Annotated in this window: 12 protein-coding genes; 3 read left to right on the top strand and 9 right to left on the bottom strand. The window is 38.3% G+C overall.

Annotated elements, in window-relative coordinates:
* Nucleotides 1-15 precede the first annotated feature (15 nt).
* Nucleotides 16-741 carry an enoyl-CoA hydratase-related protein gene (locus CPS_RS03010; RefSeq protein ID WP_011041523.1) on the top strand — a complete coding sequence of 242 codons (726 nt, stop codon included), beginning with the start codon at nt 16-18 and terminating at the stop codon, nt 739-741.
* A gap of 102 nt (nt 742-843) precedes the next feature.
* Here CPS_RS03010 and CPS_RS03015 read toward each other — a convergent pair whose 3' ends face one another.
* On the bottom strand, nt 844-3,198 hold the full coding sequence (locus CPS_RS03015) for an EAL domain-containing protein (RefSeq protein ID WP_049757723.1): 2,355 nt from the start codon (nt 3,196-3,198) through the stop codon (nt 844-846).
* 158 nt (nt 3,199-3,356) lie between these two features.
* Nucleotides 3,357-5,000, bottom strand: a complete 1,644-nt coding sequence (locus tag CPS_RS03020; protein ID WP_011041525.1) for an AMP-binding protein — start codon at nt 4,998-5,000, stop codon at nt 3,357-3,359.
* A 227-nt stretch (nt 5,001-5,227) separates the two neighbouring features.
* Between CPS_RS03020 and CPS_RS03025 the strand changes: the two genes are divergently transcribed.
* Nucleotides 5,228-5,830: a GNAT family N-acetyltransferase gene (locus tag CPS_RS03025; protein ID WP_041736605.1), complete on the top strand. Its 603-nt coding sequence runs from the start codon at nt 5,228-5,230 to the stop codon at nt 5,828-5,830.
* 68 nt (nt 5,831-5,898) lie between these two features.
* Here the strand turns inward: CPS_RS03025 and CPS_RS03030 are convergent, their stop codons facing one another.
* The 7 genes from CPS_RS03030 to CPS_RS03060 all read right to left on the bottom strand — a co-directional run bounded on the left by CPS_RS03030 (nt 5,899) and on the right by CPS_RS03060 (nt 13,747).
* Complete coding sequence (locus tag CPS_RS03030) at nt 5,899-6,501, bottom strand: DUF938 domain-containing protein (protein ID WP_011041528.1); 603 nt, start codon at nt 6,499-6,501, stop codon at nt 5,899-5,901.
* Nucleotides 6,501-7,640: a GNAT family N-acetyltransferase gene (locus tag CPS_RS03035; protein ID WP_138140228.1), complete on the bottom strand. Its 1,140-nt coding sequence runs from the start codon at nt 7,638-7,640 to the stop codon at nt 6,501-6,503. Before CPS_RS03035 ends, CPS_RS03030 begins: the two co-directional genes overlap by 1 nt.
* 140 nt (nt 7,641-7,780) lie before the next feature.
* Entirely contained in the window at nt 7,781-9,082 is a 1,302-nt protein-coding gene (locus CPS_RS03040; protein WP_011041530.1) for a sensor histidine kinase, read from the bottom strand.
* A 2-nt stretch (nt 9,083-9,084) separates the two neighbouring features.
* The gene (locus CPS_RS03045) at nt 9,085-9,825 is read right to left on the bottom strand and encodes a response regulator (RefSeq protein WP_011041531.1); all 741 of its coding nucleotides are present in this window, start codon (nt 9,823-9,825) and stop codon (nt 9,085-9,087) included.
* Between the two features lie 315 nt (nt 9,826-10,140).
* Nucleotides 10,141-10,566 carry a DUF3019 domain-containing protein gene (locus tag CPS_RS03050; RefSeq protein WP_011041532.1) on the bottom strand — a complete coding sequence of 142 codons (426 nt, stop codon included), beginning with the start codon at nt 10,564-10,566 and terminating at the stop codon, nt 10,141-10,143.
* The gene (locus CPS_RS03055) at nt 10,556-11,512 is read right to left on the bottom strand and encodes a MipA/OmpV family protein (RefSeq protein ID WP_011041533.1); all 957 of its coding nucleotides are present in this window, start codon (nt 11,510-11,512) and stop codon (nt 10,556-10,558) included. Before CPS_RS03055 ends, CPS_RS03050 begins: the two co-directional genes overlap by 11 nt.
* Before the next feature lie 129 nt (nt 11,513-11,641).
* Nucleotides 11,642-13,747, bottom strand: a complete 2,106-nt coding sequence (locus CPS_RS03060) for a TonB-dependent receptor (RefSeq protein ID WP_011041534.1) — start codon at nt 13,745-13,747, stop codon at nt 11,642-11,644.
* Between the two features lie 342 nt (nt 13,748-14,089).
* Between CPS_RS03060 and CPS_RS03065 the strand changes: the two genes are divergently transcribed.
* A complete protein-coding gene (locus CPS_RS03065) occupies nt 14,090-15,091 on the top strand; it encodes an ABC transporter substrate-binding protein (RefSeq protein ID WP_238383582.1) in 1,002 nt (333 codons plus the stop codon).
* Nucleotides 15,092-15,093: the final 2 nt, after the last annotated feature.

The raw sequence follows: 15,093 nt of genomic DNA on the forward strand, positions 1-15,093 counted from the left end.
TTAAGTGAACCAACAATGAACAATTTAGTTTTAACAGAAGAACATCAAGGCGTTTTGACTATAACGCTAAACCGATCAATGAAAAAAAATGCGATTAATGCTGCCATGTATAAATCTTTGTGTGAGCATTTAACCTATGCCAATGAATCAGCACATATACATTGTCTGCTCATTCAAGGAGATGAAAATTGTTTTACTGCTGGTAATGATTTTGCAGAATCAGGCAATGAAGAAGAGCTTTCTGCGTTTGTATTTATAGAGCAATTGGCAACATTCTCTAAACCTATTGTTGCTGCGGTTGCTGGGCCAGCCGTTGGCATTGGCACTACATTATTGTTGCAATGCGATATGATTATTGCGGCTAATAATAGTAAGTTTATCCTACCTTTTGCACACCTAGGCATTTGTTTGGAAGCCGGAGCAAGTTTATTGCTGCCACTAAAAGTTGGTCTAAATAGAGCATTCGAGTTGGCTGTATTAGGGGCACCTTTCACCGCAGAACAAGCCTATCAATACGGCATAGTTAATCAGGTTTGCCAACCTAATGAGGTGATAGCAAAGGCACTGAATGTTGCACAAACCATTGCCAAATTACCAGCAGACTCAGTACAAACAAGCAGACGATTAATGCGCCAATCGACAGATAAATTGATGTTAGATGTTATCAATAGTGAAAAAAGTGAAGTGACACGATTGTTGAAAACTGAATATTGTCAGTCAATGTTAACTAAATTTTCTTAATCAGTCAGATATTAAGAGAATTTATCAAGTGTGAAAAATAGTAAATTAATTAAGTAGTGGTGTTTAACTCAAGGTCTAAAGGCCACTACAGCTTTATGCCTTTTAGTCTAGCGCCGCAGCAAAGTTAACTGACATGGAGCTTACTAATTCCTCGAACTCTGCAATAGGCACAGGACGGCTAAACAAATAACCTTGATATTGACTACAGCCATTATTAAATAAAAATTGACGCTGCTCCTGGGTTTCAACACCTTCTGCAATGACGTCATATTTTAGACTGTTAGATAAGTTGATAATGGTTTGTACGATTGCGGCATCATCGGGATCTGTGGTGATATCACGTACAAATGATTGATCTATTTTTAACTGCTTCAGTGGTAATCGTTTCAAACACGAAAGAGAAGAGTATCCAGTACCGAAATCATCCATCGAGAAGTCAATACCGAGTTGATTTAACTGGTGCATTTTCTCAATGATAATATCTACATTATCTAGCACCATGCTTTCGGTTAATTCCAGTTTTAAACCGTGGGGATTTATATTATTTGAAAGGATGATTTCTTGCACAATTTCAACAAAATTTTCTTGTTGAAATTGTAAGGCACTCACATTAACGGATATTTGCCAGTTTTCTCGGTTGGGGATGTTTTCCCACACTTTAAGTTGATGACAAGCTGACTCTAATACCCAACGTCCTATGGGTATGATTAAACCGCTTTCTTCCGCCATAGGAATAAAATCAAGTGGCGAAACCATTCCTCGTATCGGATGAAACCATCGTAATAAGACTTCGGCACCTTGAATGCCCTTAGTTTCATCTATTTGTATTTGGTAAAATAATTCAAGCTCACCATTATCAATTGCTTGGTGCAGTTCAGCTAACATAGCCGCATTTTCTTCTAACGCAATCTGCATAGCTGGATCAAAGAAACGAATAGCATTTCTGCCCGCCGCTTTTGCTTGGTACATTGCAACGTCAGCTTGTTTTAGAATTTCATCGGGGCTGGTTAAGTTTGATTTGAATAAACTGATGCCAATACTTGGCGTGCAGTGAAAAATCATTTCGTTGTTAGCATCTACATTTTCTTTGATAGATAATTTGTAAGGTTGGCAAATGGAGAGACGTATTTTTTCAGCGACTTTTTCGGCAACATGACCAGCAGTTGCTTCATCTTCACCAAGATTAGAAATTAAGGCAACAAACTCATCACCCCCTAATCGAGCGACAATATCTTCATCTCGAACACTGTCTTGTATTCTGGCGGCAACCGCTATTAATAATTGATCACCCATATTGTGCCCTTGGGTGTCGTTAAGGGTTTTAAAGTGATCAAGGTCGATGAAAAAAAGTGCGTTGAATCGTTCGTCACGAGCACTAGTGGTCACTAGAAGTTGCAATCTGTCTTGCAACATCCTGCGATTAGGTAATTGTGTTAATGAGTCATAAAAGGCGAGTCGTTGAATTTGATCTTCATGATTTTTGCGTTCAGTGATGTCTCTGCTAACGCTCATTAAACCATAACGAGTGCCATCAAAACCATCAAAAGTTTTCTTAATGGTTTCATGTAATACTTTGCTACCGTCAGGGTAAACTACCCATTCATCTTGACTGTACACTTTACCACTGGCAATAATTTCTTGCTCATCAAGCCCTGCGATATCAGAAGGTTTAAAATTCCCCTTTAGCTCTTGATCCATTTTTCCTTTCAGTTCTTGCTCTGTCAGGCCAACGAATTGTTCAAAAGCATGATTGCAGCCAAGATAGCGTCCTTGCACATCTTTAAAAGATATTAAATCAGGTAATGAGCCAATCAAACCTCTCATCAAGCTTTGCTCTCTGTTTAACAATTTTTGGCTTTCAGTTAAGTCATATTCAGATTTTCTGCGATCACGTTGACGCCTTAGTATCAAACCCACTAGCATGGTACATACAGGGAAAACGACGATTACTGGCTGTATAACTGCGCCTATAACTTTGTAACGTAAATGTTCGGGCATTAGTAACATACAACCCAACACCGTGATTTGAATCAGCATGCCAAAAGAATATAGCTTGAACCAATCAAGCTTCAGGTTTTTTCGTTTTAATATAATGGCAAATAAACAACCAATACTGCCAGGGATGATGACACATAATGAGCCGACTAGAATTCCTGCCCCGCCTATATGAAGCCTTAAGCTAACCATCATAGCTCCGGCAATTAGGGTTGGTACCAGGCCAAAAAACAAACCACAAAGACTGATCAGCACCCATCGCGTGTCAAAGAACATGCCAGGGGCCATTTCCCATGAAGTGTTCATCACTGCAAGGCCGAGCATACCGACCAATAATCCAGAGATTAGGTCGCGTAGCTTTTTATTCTTGATTGATTCAAGCTTCAGCGCATCATAAATGACGCCTAAAGAAATTAGGAGTGCTGCATTGTAGAGTAGGGCAATAAAACTGCTAGTATCCATATACGAGAACAAATGCCTTCGAAAGTTAGTAAGTATTTTATCAGCAAAGCGACAATAACTGTATATGAGTTCTGATGCTAGGTGATTTTACATAGAGACTATTATATTTTAATTAACTAAATATTACCTTGTTTACAATCGCATATAACGGTGTCTATTTAGAACATATCTTCTTCGTATATAACAAGATCAGAAAATTCTTTAGTCGTAAGTGCATCGTATTTTTTTTCGATAATATTTCTTTTAATTTTCATGCTGGGCGTCAGTAAATGATTTTCTACACTCCAAGCTTCGTCGCAGACAAGTAAATAGTCAATTTTTTGATGGCTTTCTAGTTCGGCATTAACGTTGCTTAATGTGTTTTTTAAACGATTGACGAGCTCAATATCACGTTTATTTTTCATGGCAGTTAATACAATTAATGCGACAGGTTGTTTCATACCAGAGCCTATCAAGCAGACTTGCTCAATATCGAGGTTAGTACAGAGTAAACTTTCAATGGGAACCGGCGCGACGTATTTTCCTTTACTGGTTTTAAATTTGTCTTTGATACGACCAATAATAGTATATTCCCCTTGCCCATTTACCACTGCACAATCGCCCGTGTGGAACCAACCATTAGAAAATGACGCTTCGGTGGCTTGAGGGGCTAAATAATATTCAGTGAAGACTGCATCGCCACGAATGAGGATTTCACCTTCTGCGGACAACGTCATTTCTACACAAGGTAAAGGTTTACCAATGGTACCTAAACCTCGTTTAGTGAAGGGATAGTTTAGGCAAGAAGCACCAGATGTTTCGGTCATTCCCCAACCCTCGCTAATAGGCATGTTTAATTTTTCATACCAGTGGAGTAAAGACAGGGCGATTGGCGCCGTACCTGAGACAAACCACTGTGCATTATTTAGTCCTAATGCATTGCGGATTTTTTTGGCGAATAAGTGCTTTAATAAAGGAATATTTAATAATACTGCTATTGTATTTTGTGATATTTTATTCAGGACATTGCCTTGGAAAATGGTCCATAAGCGTGGTACGGAGATAAACCCTGTTGGTTGTGCGTATTGCAAATCATCTATAAAAGTATCGAGTGATTCGACAAAAAACACTTCAAATCCAGCATAAAGAGCTACATATCCATTACTGCGCTCTACTATGTGCGCTAATGGCAAATAAGATATTGAGCGAAAATTGTTAGAGAGCTTAAAAAGTTCAACGAGGTTTTGGGCGACGGATGCCATGTTTTTGTAGCTTAATACTACGCCTTTGGGGCGACCGGTCGAACCTGAGGTATAAACAATGGTCGCTATTTCATTAATAGTGTTTTGGTGAACATTCAGTAAAGGTTCAAACTCGGTTAACCAGTCGGAGAATTGTACTGTTGTGGCTGGCGTAGGATAGGGAAAAGCGATACTTAATAGATCATCGTTAATAGCACTCTGTACTTCTTCTGGATTATCTAATTTGCCGATAAAAATAGCGCTTAAGTCAGCATGCTTAATAATGTGGCTGATGTTTGTTTGTTCTGCAGTCGGATAAATTGGCACGCTGATCATGCCTGCCATCATGATGGCTAAGTCAGTAATAACCCATTGAGCACAGTTTTTAGAAAGAATACCGATCTTAGCACCACTCTCAAAACCTTGACTTTTCAGGGCTGCAGCAATGCAACGAGCTTGATGATCAACATCAGCCCAACTGAATTCTTGCCATTGTCGATTGACTGGTTGGTGAAGAAAAATTTTATTAGGATGACGGCTGATATTATTTTTCAGATTCTGTAAAGGGGTTAAATATTCCATGTAGTACGTTCCTTTTATTGATATCGAAGAGTATAGTTTTTATCTCTCACTAATCAATAACACATGAAAACTATGCGAGGTAACCGTTGGATGCTCAAGCAGATGTTGATGGTTTTTATTAATTTAAATTACAATGGCTTAAGTGAGGCAAGGGGGGCAGCACGCTTGCCAACAAGTTAATTTAAACTTATCATCGATACAAATAACCTCTGAAGTTTATCTTGATTATGAACATTTTTTTAATTAAAGAAGCTGACCTTGTAGAGGCAGCTGAAATTATTAGTGCTTCCTTTAAAAACTACGAAGTAATGCGTTATCTATTCAATGATTCTGGCAATGACCATGAAGCACACATTACTGAATTTTTCTTAGCATTCTATCAATTCGGTTTAGCCAATAATTGGCCCTGTTATGGCGTGAGAGTTAATGAACAATGGGTAGCTGTTGCTCTTGGCTGCAACTCCAGTGAACAAGAGATAATTAAAGGCAGCGATGACGCCTTAACTGAATTTTACAAAAAAATAAGCCCTCAAGCTTGCTGTCGCATTGAACAATACGATCAGCAGGCTGATGCTGCACACCCCAGTAAGGCACACTTCTTCATCGACTCCATTGGCACCCACCCCGATCATCAAGGTAAGGGCTATGCAAAAGCCCTAATCCTTAAGTTCCAAGAGCTATCAAAGTCAGATGTACATTCAACAGGTGTTGGTCTCAATACCGAGTCTGATAACAATATTAACTTTTATCAGCACTTAGGTTACCAAGTAAAAGCGCAACAAAAGATAGGAAGCCTTACCAGCTGGAGCCTATTTCGAACTGATGATTAGAAAACTTACTGGCATCTATTATTTATGTGAAGCTGTGTGATACTTTTAATCTATATGTAGATTGAATACTATCTTTTTGAAAACACCAATAGCTGATTATTAGCGGGCATAACATGATCGTCTAGTAACGTAAGCCCCGCAGAAGTTGCTAATAACAAGATTGCTTCTATATCACGAATGCCGCTATCGATATCTCTGTCTTTTAACCATAGATCAAAATTAGCGTTACTTTCGCTGGTGTATTTTTCTTTATATTTAAAGGGGCCGTATATGCAAACGATGGCTTTGGCTGCTATGTTTTGCGCGATACCCTCAAAAAATTTCACCACTAATGGCCAACTTATTATATGCAATGTATTGGCTGTATATAGCCCATCAACTTGCGGATTATTCTTAGGCATAGGCCACGCTTTATTCAGATCTATCCCGATAGGTTTTTGCACGTTAGATAAAGCTGTTTCATCTAGCCACAAATTAATACCTTGATGATTGATTGGTAAATCACTGGTTTGCCAAGTTAAGTGGGGTAGGTGCTGGCCAAAGAAAACGGCATGTTGTCCCGTTCCCGAGCCAATTTCTAAAATATGCTCATTTTCTGAAAATACTTCTGACAGTATGTTTAAAATTGGCCGTTTATTATTTTCACATGCTTGAGAAAAGGGTTTATTCATCATATCTTTCTAAAGGGTAATACCTGCTGACATTGTTCTTGATACGTTAGCATATGCTGCTGCTCTTGTTGACAAAAGTTTTTAATTGCCATTCTAAAAGGTACATGTTTTACCCAGTGGTAAGAGTAGGTTAATACTGGCTCGAATCCTCTTTGAATTTTGTGTTCACCTTGGGTGCCAGGATTAAAACTTTGCAATTTATTTTGAATGCAAAATTCGATACCGCGATAATAACAGAGTTCAAAGTGCAAATTATTATAGTGCTTGGTGCAGCCCCAATACCGGCCATATAGCTGAGAATCATCATAAAAAAATAGCGCACAAGCAATATCTTCTTGTTCATGGCTAGCAATGATTAATAAGATATTATCTGCCATGTCAGCGACTATTTGCTTAAAAAACTCATAACTTAAGTGTGGTTGATGACCTCGTTTCAAATACGTAAGTTGATAGGTTAAGTAAAAAAACTCGAGATCTTGTTGGCTGATTTCGTTATTTTTCAGCTGACGGATGTCAATCTCTTGCTCAATGATTGACAGTCTCTCCTTACGGGTATTTTTTCTTTTACGCGAAGTGAAGGTATTTAAAAAATCATCGAAGGTTTCATAATCACGATTAAACCAATGAAATTGTACGGTATTACGCTGATAAACATCTTCAGGTAAAGCTGTCCTAATTTCATTGCAATACAAAATATGCCAGCTATTAATGTTTTCTTGTTGGCAATGCTCAATTAACGGTTCAAATAATTCATTCACATGACCTTGTGAAGTAAGTAATTTATCACTACTAACGGGCGTAAAAGGGATGGTGGCGACTAATTTAGGGTAATAATCTATGTCATTACGTTTGAAAGCATCAGCCCAATCCCAATCAAACACATACTCACCCCAAGAGTGACTTTTCAAATACATCGGCATAACAGCCGTCACATCATTGTTATTGGTGGCGACTAAATGATGGGCTTGCCAGCCTTGTTTAGCACTTGCTGATTCGCTTTTTTCAAGGGCATTAAAAAAATTATAACGAAGAAAAGGGCAGGGTGAATTATTTAAATTCTGCCAATCACTAGCACTTATTTTATCAATATTATCAATAAAACTTATTTTTATATCGGCATTCAATAGAGTCTTTCTCACTAGCTAGTGGCTCAATGTAGCTTCAAGGTTAACGCTAACAAGAAATTTATTAAAGGATATCTTATCAATTATCGGTTTATGTCTTTGTTTAAAAGGCCAATATTTAAAGCAATAAATCGGCTAACAATTGTATTAATTAGCTAATGAACAGGGAATGATAAGGTAAAGTTAGCACCACAAAGTTGTGTGCCGTTAGCGGCGCTAATACTCCCATGATGCCAATCCATCACTTTACTACAAATCGCTAAGCCTAAGCCAAAGTGCCCTTGTTCTCGCGTTCTATCGGCATCAAGTTTTACGAAAGGATTGAAAATAATCTCCAACTTATCTTCACTAATGCCTTTACCATCATCGGCTACAGTAATGGAAATGGCGTTGTTACTACTTTCTAATAAGATGACTATATTGCTGTCAGCATAGCCAATAGCATTACTGATTAAGTTGACTATGGCGCGATAACACCAGTGATAATCTAGCCCATAGCTAAGTGCTTTCTCTGGGGAAATGGTGCTAATCTCGATGCCTTTTTGTGTGGCAAGTACTTGGCAATCAGTGATTGCGGAGGCAATTAACGCTTGGATATCGGTTTGTTGTTTTTTTAAATTTAATGCTTGTCGCTCCATTGAAGCATAATCGAGAAACAGCGAAGTCATCTCTTCCATTCGGGTTAATTCATTATCCATACGGGTTAAATAGCTATTTTTTTTATCCATTGATTTGCTATCAAGTGCTGCTTCAATACCAAAACGTAAACAGGACATTGGTGTGCGAATGTCATGGGATAAACTGCGAGCAAGAATCTTATTATCGGCTACCAGGTTTTCTATTTTCCCCGCCATAGTATTAAAGCTTTTTTCTAACATTTTAATATAGGAGAACCGGCTTTTAGCTATACGTGCATCAAGTTGTCCTGAGCCAATTTTAGCTGCGGCATTGTTTAGTAGGTATAAGCGTCTTGTTAAGGGGATCAACCATAAAATTAATATGCCGCAAATGCTTACATAGAGTATTAAGGTTAGAACAAAATTGAAATTGTCATCGTCGACGGTTTCAATGGGTAGCTCAAAGCGTAATAGATAGTCAGGGTGATTGGCGATGTTTTTTACTAAATACTGGTTGTGACTCGAAGCAAGTAGTAACCCGCCTTGCTGGTTTAACTCTGCAACTAATGAGCTAGGTAAGGCTATGTTTTTACTTGAGGCCAGACTGGCTTTTAATTGATAATGCTGCTGAAACAGGTTAACTTTTTCGCTTAATTGCGAATGGCTAAGCGAGCTAAGTTCACTTGATAAACCGTCGAGCAGTTGACGGTATACAATAGTGCCTTGTGTTTCAGTTACTTTATTTTCAGTTGAGTATTCTACTAGTTCATCTAATCCCCAGCCGATAAAAAATAGCGAACCTAAGACGGTAAAAATGATACTAATATAGAGACTACGCATGGTTATTCTTCAATATCGCACGCTGGCTTATCTTGAGAATTATCTTGCCAAGCATCACTAACAAATAAATAGCCTTTACCCCAAATCGTCTTAAATTTTTGTGGCTTTTGTGGATCGTCATTAAAGAGCTTACGTAAGGTGGATAACATCACATCAAAACGTCTATCTTGGCCATCATATTCACGCTTTTTAAGGGCTTTAAAAACAGAGTCTCTATCAACAACATTACCCGCATGCTGTGCCAGGTAAGTGAGAAAAGCAAATAGACTGGTGGATAACTCCACCTCTTTTCCCTGATAAAGCACACGCTTTGCTTCTTGATTAATGGTCAGTTCGCCAAAAATTAGTGGGGCATTGAGATCTGGTTCTACTTTATCATTATGGCTTAACTGACGATTTATTCTTGCTAATAAGGCGCGGGGACGAACCGGTTTTATCACATAATCATCAGCGCCAGCTTCTAAACCTATTACTTCATCAAATTCATCGGCGCGGGCGGTCAACATAATAATCGGCACTTGTTTACTTTGTTCATGCTGGCGGATAAGGCGACATACTTCTATACCATTTAATCCCGGCAACATAACGTCAAGTAACACTATATCGGTGGTGTTTTTTTTGATGACATCAATGACTAAATCACCACGAGCAACATGGGTAACATTAAAGCCTTGCTCGGTTAAATATTCAGACACCCAGTCGGCAAGGCTAATGTCATCTTCAACCAATAATATATTGTACATTTTGATTATTCCTACAGTGTTACATCAAATGGATGATGCTACACGATCATTTTTAAAAGGATCTATACCCATTACCCATCAAAGAAGCGCTTGAGCAACATCACTACATCGTTGCTGTGACTTATAATGGCGCTACATGGAAGTAGCTTATTAGAGAATGCAGGAGCATATTCTCCTGAACAACCATTATTTCATCACAGCGCTTTGAATTGAAATAGCTCGAGCACTCTGAAATCTGCATTTTGAATGGTAACGGGTATAAATATTTAATATAGTCTAGCGTTCTATTGATACTTTTGGGTTATCAACTGCTTACTAAAACAGTCGCCAGCGACGTTTACGCGCGGTATTTTTATGCTGCCAACTCACTTCAACTTGAGCTTCGGCTACAATCTTATTGTTAACTTCTTTACGTAACTGATACTTAACACTTTTGTTTGATTCAAAGTCTATTTTTATCTGAACATTGTTACTGTTTTTCCAACACCCTAATTGTTTCTCTTCACCTTCTTGATATAAACAAAAACTTTGTTTTGAAGGTGATTGCCATTGCAATTCTACAGTGGCAAAACAACTACGACCTTGCCTTAAGGTTACACACTGCTGGGGTAGGGCAGTAAAAACTACTTCGTTATCGTTCGTAACTGTTAGCTCATTTGCACTAACTTGCTTACACACCAGTAAGCAATAAAGCAGTGTTGGCAAAACAATGGCAATTCCTTTGCCAACATTAAAATACATACATCACTCCAAGCGTAACTTGGGTGGTTTGGTTAGTATCAACCAAAGGACTTTCTTTCACATTATTTGAAAAATAGCTGTGGGTGATGCCGGTATGAAAAGACCAGCTTTCAGATACAGGATATTGCGCATAAATTTCAGCTTGCGCTCTAAAGCCTGCTTCAGCATCATATTCAGGCCTCGTTGCTAATACTTCATCAGGACTAACACCAATATAATAATTAATAATATCTTGGCTAAAATAACTTAACCCCGCGCCTAAATAGATATCCCAGTTTTTGTAGGGTAATAAATAGCTGTAGAAGCTGTCAATGATGAGACCACCGACATGATTTTCGTTTTCATCTTCACCTGAACTACCATAAGCAAAATCAATACGAAATAAGGCATCTTCAAAATACTGAGAGTAACGTATCGCAGCACCTATAGTTACTTCTCGCTCTTTTAATCCTGCTAGCAACTCTGCATCGCCGCCGCCATACTCAATCAATGATTCAGAATCGTAACCTTGCATGTAAGCTTTTAGTATTAGGTCAAGTTGCCAGTTTTCCTCAATAAACAGTTGGTAACCTAGCTCAGTGCCGCCAAGTAGTACATGGGAACGTCTTTGATTGCTTTGTAAATAAAAACCTTTGTAAGAAATATCAACCAACAAACCTGGCATAAGATATTCTGATAATTTTTCCTGTTCAATGCCTGCTATGATTGTAGGACCATAAATTAAAGAGAGATCTAGGATAATTTGCCATTCAAAATCATCTTTAATAACGGGTTTGTTGGCATCGTTCTCTTGACTGACACTGGTATCTTGCCCGTAACTTAAGGAGCTAAATACCAACAAGCTAATGGCAAATAGCCAAGAATAGCTTTGATTCTGTAGTAGTCTGATATTATTTTTTTTAATGGACATAGCAAAGCACAAAGCGTATTTACAAAAAGTAATCATATGTTACCACGGTGTAAATGTTACTTGTGCTTAGCTGTTCATTTTTATTGTTTAAAAAGTGTAAGTAAACTTAAACCCGTTACCCTGTAAAGTGTGCTGTGAAAAACTTTGCAGTGAGTTAACGTCTGACTAAAAAGTCATCTTTAAACCAATGTAGGGAAATACGCCGATATCTTCTTCACCTGAGACATTGTATTCAGTCAGGCTGTCGTTATCACTAGGATCGTAGTAGTAACCTGAGACATTTTTCTGTGCCATGGCATTGATAATAGCCCAAGTCCATTGCGCGTCGTAGCCCCAATAGTTTGTCTTGTAATTAGCTTCTAAATCTAAGCGATGATATACCGGTAACGTTTTGGCGTTTAACTCACCATATGTTGGTAAAAAATGGTCCTCATAGTCAGGGTTTTCACGTAAACCAACGATAGGCGTGTATTTTGCGCCACTGCGCAGAGTGAAACGTAAACCGAAATCCCAACGTTCATTTAACTCATAATTGACAACAACATTGGCGACCAGAGGCGTATCTAAGTAGTAATCAGCAGTGACATTAGTCAAGTCGTCCGTACGTTGACTTTGAGACCAACTTAATGATGCCCAGCCAAACCAGCCATTATGTCGTTCGTGCCTAACTAACCATTCAACCCCTTGTGCATCGCCTGAGGTATCATTGGTATAGTGCACTTCAGCATCCTCTACAGCGGTATTTTCATCAACAGAGCGGGGCAATTTAGTTAACTCTTTATGGTAGATATCAAGTGAGGTGAACCAAATGCCATTTAAATCATAATCAACACCTAATGAGTAATGTGTTGCTTGTGGTGATTTTATCTTTGGGTTGCCTAGTTTATTTAACGCGGTATCAACATCAGGAAAACGGCTATAAGTACCTGCCTTTGCCTTAAAGGTTAAGTCATCAGTAGCGAACCAATCTAAGGCTAACCTAGGATGAACAAAATTTTGGCCAGTGTAATCGTTACGTTCAGCTCTTAGGCCAACAGTCAGCTGCCAAGCATCACTTAACTGCCAAATATCATGAACATAAACTGCTATATCTTCATCGGTGAGGGTGGCAACATCTTGAATGCGATCACCTTTGTTTTCATTACAGTCGGCATCATTTTCCGTACAGTAATAAGGGATCATATCGAAACTGTAATCAACATCTGATTTACTGTAGTCAAAGCCAAAACCTAACTTATGATTATCAAGCCAGGTGATTTGTGATGAAAAACGCACATTATAGGATTCTTCATCAACTTTGATAAACTGCCCTTTACCAAAAATCTGGTCAGTTGTATTGACCGTATGACCTGCGACTAACTGCATTATTTTTTCTTCATCGCCATAGTATTGCCATGAAAGACTTTGGCTATCAAATTTGGTTGTTATTTTAAAATCACCGACACTATCAGGGTCAATTCGACCTTCTTCTGAATTTTCAGAAATATTAATGCCACCAGTATCACTAGCACCTGAAGCACTTAAGGTAAGTTTGTGAGCATCACCAATGAGCCACTGATATTTACCCTGGTAATCTTCACTTATCGGGGCTTTAAATACCGTATATCCTTCGTCTTCTTCACCTTCAGGTAAAAATAAATGGATTTGACTACGACGATAAGACACGTAGAAAGCTTGGTCTTCAAAGGTTTCACCTTCGACCATAACGCCACTTTTGAGCATGCTTAAATCAACGGTAGTGGTGATATCCTTTTGTCGAGGATCGCGTAATTGCACATCAAAAACACCGCCAGTGGCATTGCCATATTCACTGCCAAATGCCGCTGGATGTAAGGTGAAATCTTGAATAAGGTTTTCATTAAAAATACTGTCGCCAAATAAATGGAATATGTAACCTGCGGGCATGTCATCAATGTAAAAGGCATTATCTTCAGGTGAAGATCCGCGCACTGCAGGTGAACCAGTATCACCACCAGCATAAACAATACCGGGTAAACTATAAACGGCGCTTAATGGGTCATTGCCAATACCGGCAACACTCATTAACTGCTCAGTTTGTTCAGTCATCTCACTGTTGGCTTGATTACGTCTTGAGGTGACTTCGATAACTTCAATATCTTGAGCTTTTGCTTTTTTATCTGTTGCTTTAACCATGTTTTTACTGGCATTTTTTTCTGAACTTTCTTCTGATGCTGCCAATGTCGTGACAGGCATTGCCGCTATTAGCATTAAAAGTGAACTTGCCATATTAGTGGTGGATGTTGCTTTCATTTCTAGCTTCCCTGTCTTTTTCTCGGTGTAAGATGCATGAGGTATGGATTAATTCTGACCTATGCTACTGTGTAAATCAGTAATCTAAGTGTCGAAAAACTGTTAGAAAGTGTAATTTATACGATGTGCATGTGATCAATATCGAAGTGAAGTAGGTGTAAAAAGACCGATGACTTACATGTCATATTATTAGGTAGGCACGAACGAGGATTTAGGTCTTTTTAAGTGTTATGCGTAGCATTCATTAAGATGTTACTGATCTACAAGTAAATAGCAGTACAATGATCCTATTTCACGAATTCTTTCTATACTTAAAAAAACCTTTATTTTGTATTGATTATTTTGATTAATAAAAACCTTATTTTGTCTTTGATTACGCTGCTTGTATTTATCAGTGCTGTCTGGCTTTATTCCAATTTTGAATCTCATTGGCAGCAGCCAAAATATCCGCTAATTATTGCGGTTTCTAAAACACCGTTATCAACGCCTTTCTATGTTGCTAAGGCAATAGGAGCCTTTGACGAAACTTGTGTTAGCGTCAAATTTGATGAAGTTGTTGGTGGACAAAGGGCATTTGCTAAAGTTATGAATGGTGATGTTGATTTCGGTACGAGTTCAGACTCAGTTATCGCTTTTCAAAGCTTGGCGAACAAAGCCTTTGTCACCCATGCAATGTTTGTTCAATCTGATAATGATGTCAAACTTATCACTAGAGCCTCTGTGAAAATAAACTCAACTATGGATCTTAAAGGGAAGAGAATTGGCGTAACTCAAGGTACTGCAAGTGAATATTTCTTGAGTACATTATTAGCGCTTGAAGGCTTAACCATAGAAGATGTAGAGCTTCATCATTATAAACCAGAACAGTTAATGAATGGCTTTATAAATAATGATATTGATGCCTTCGTGCCTTGGGAACCTTTTGGGTTTCAAAGCGCTCAATTGCTTAATGGCCAAATTAATATACATAACACTAAAAGTTTAAATTCCTTAAGTTTTAATTTGATTTCTGTCACTGCAGATAATTTACTGGTGGAAAAGGCAAAATGTGTTGTCCAAGGGCTGAGTATTGCCATTGATTACATAGCCTCTCACCCTTCTGAGTCTAAGCAAATAGTGATGAATGAACTTAAACTTTCAGCTGAATTTATTGATTGGGTATGGTCCGATTATATTTTCAAACTAGGGCTCAATCAGTCTTTAATGTTAAGTGTTGAATCACAAGCCATTTGGGCTGTTGCGACCCAGATGACTCAATTTAATGAAGTCCCTAATATCGAGCACTTTATTGACAGTAGAGCTATGTTACAAGTTATGCCTAATGCGGTAAATATCCCCCAATAAAG

Source organism: Colwellia psychrerythraea 34H, from assembly GCF_000012325.1.
GTDB classification, from domain to species: domain Bacteria; phylum Pseudomonadota; class Gammaproteobacteria; order Enterobacterales; family Alteromonadaceae; genus Colwellia; species Colwellia psychrerythraea_A.

What these genes read in the sequence shown, in the direction of transcription:
- CPS_RS03055 (WP_011041533.1), bottom strand. Translation starts at nt 11,512, where the DNA reads ATGATTACTTTTTGTAAATACGCTTTGTGCTTTGCTATGTCCATTAAA.
- CPS_RS03020 (WP_011041525.1), bottom strand. Translation starts at nt 5,000, where the DNA reads ATGGAATATTTAACCCCTTTACAGAATCTGAAAAATAATATCAGCCGT.
- CPS_RS03030 (WP_011041528.1), bottom strand. Translation starts at nt 6,501, where the DNA reads ATGAATAAACCCTTTTCTCAAGCATGTGAAAATAATAAACGGCCAATT.
- CPS_RS03040 (WP_011041530.1), bottom strand. Translation starts at nt 9,082, where the DNA reads ATGCGTAGTCTCTATATTAGTATCATTTTTACCGTCTTAGGTTCGCTA.
- CPS_RS03025 (WP_041736605.1), top strand. Translation starts at nt 5,228, where the DNA reads ATGAACATTTTTTTAATTAAAGAAGCTGACCTTGTAGAGGCAGCTGAA.
- CPS_RS03050 (WP_011041532.1), bottom strand. Translation starts at nt 10,566, where the DNA reads ATGTATTTTAATGTTGGCAAAGGAATTGCCATTGTTTTGCCAACACTG.
- CPS_RS03010 (WP_011041523.1), top strand. Translation starts at nt 16, where the DNA reads ATGAACAATTTAGTTTTAACAGAAGAACATCAAGGCGTTTTGACTATA.
- CPS_RS03045 (WP_011041531.1), bottom strand. Translation starts at nt 9,825, where the DNA reads ATGTACAATATATTATTGGTTGAAGATGACATTAGCCTTGCCGACTGG.
- CPS_RS03015 (WP_049757723.1), bottom strand. Translation starts at nt 3,198, where the DNA reads ATGGATACTAGCAGTTTTATTGCCCTACTCTACAATGCAGCACTCCTA.
- CPS_RS03060 (WP_011041534.1), bottom strand. Translation starts at nt 13,747, where the DNA reads ATGAAAGCAACATCCACCACTAATATGGCAAGTTCACTTTTAATGCTA.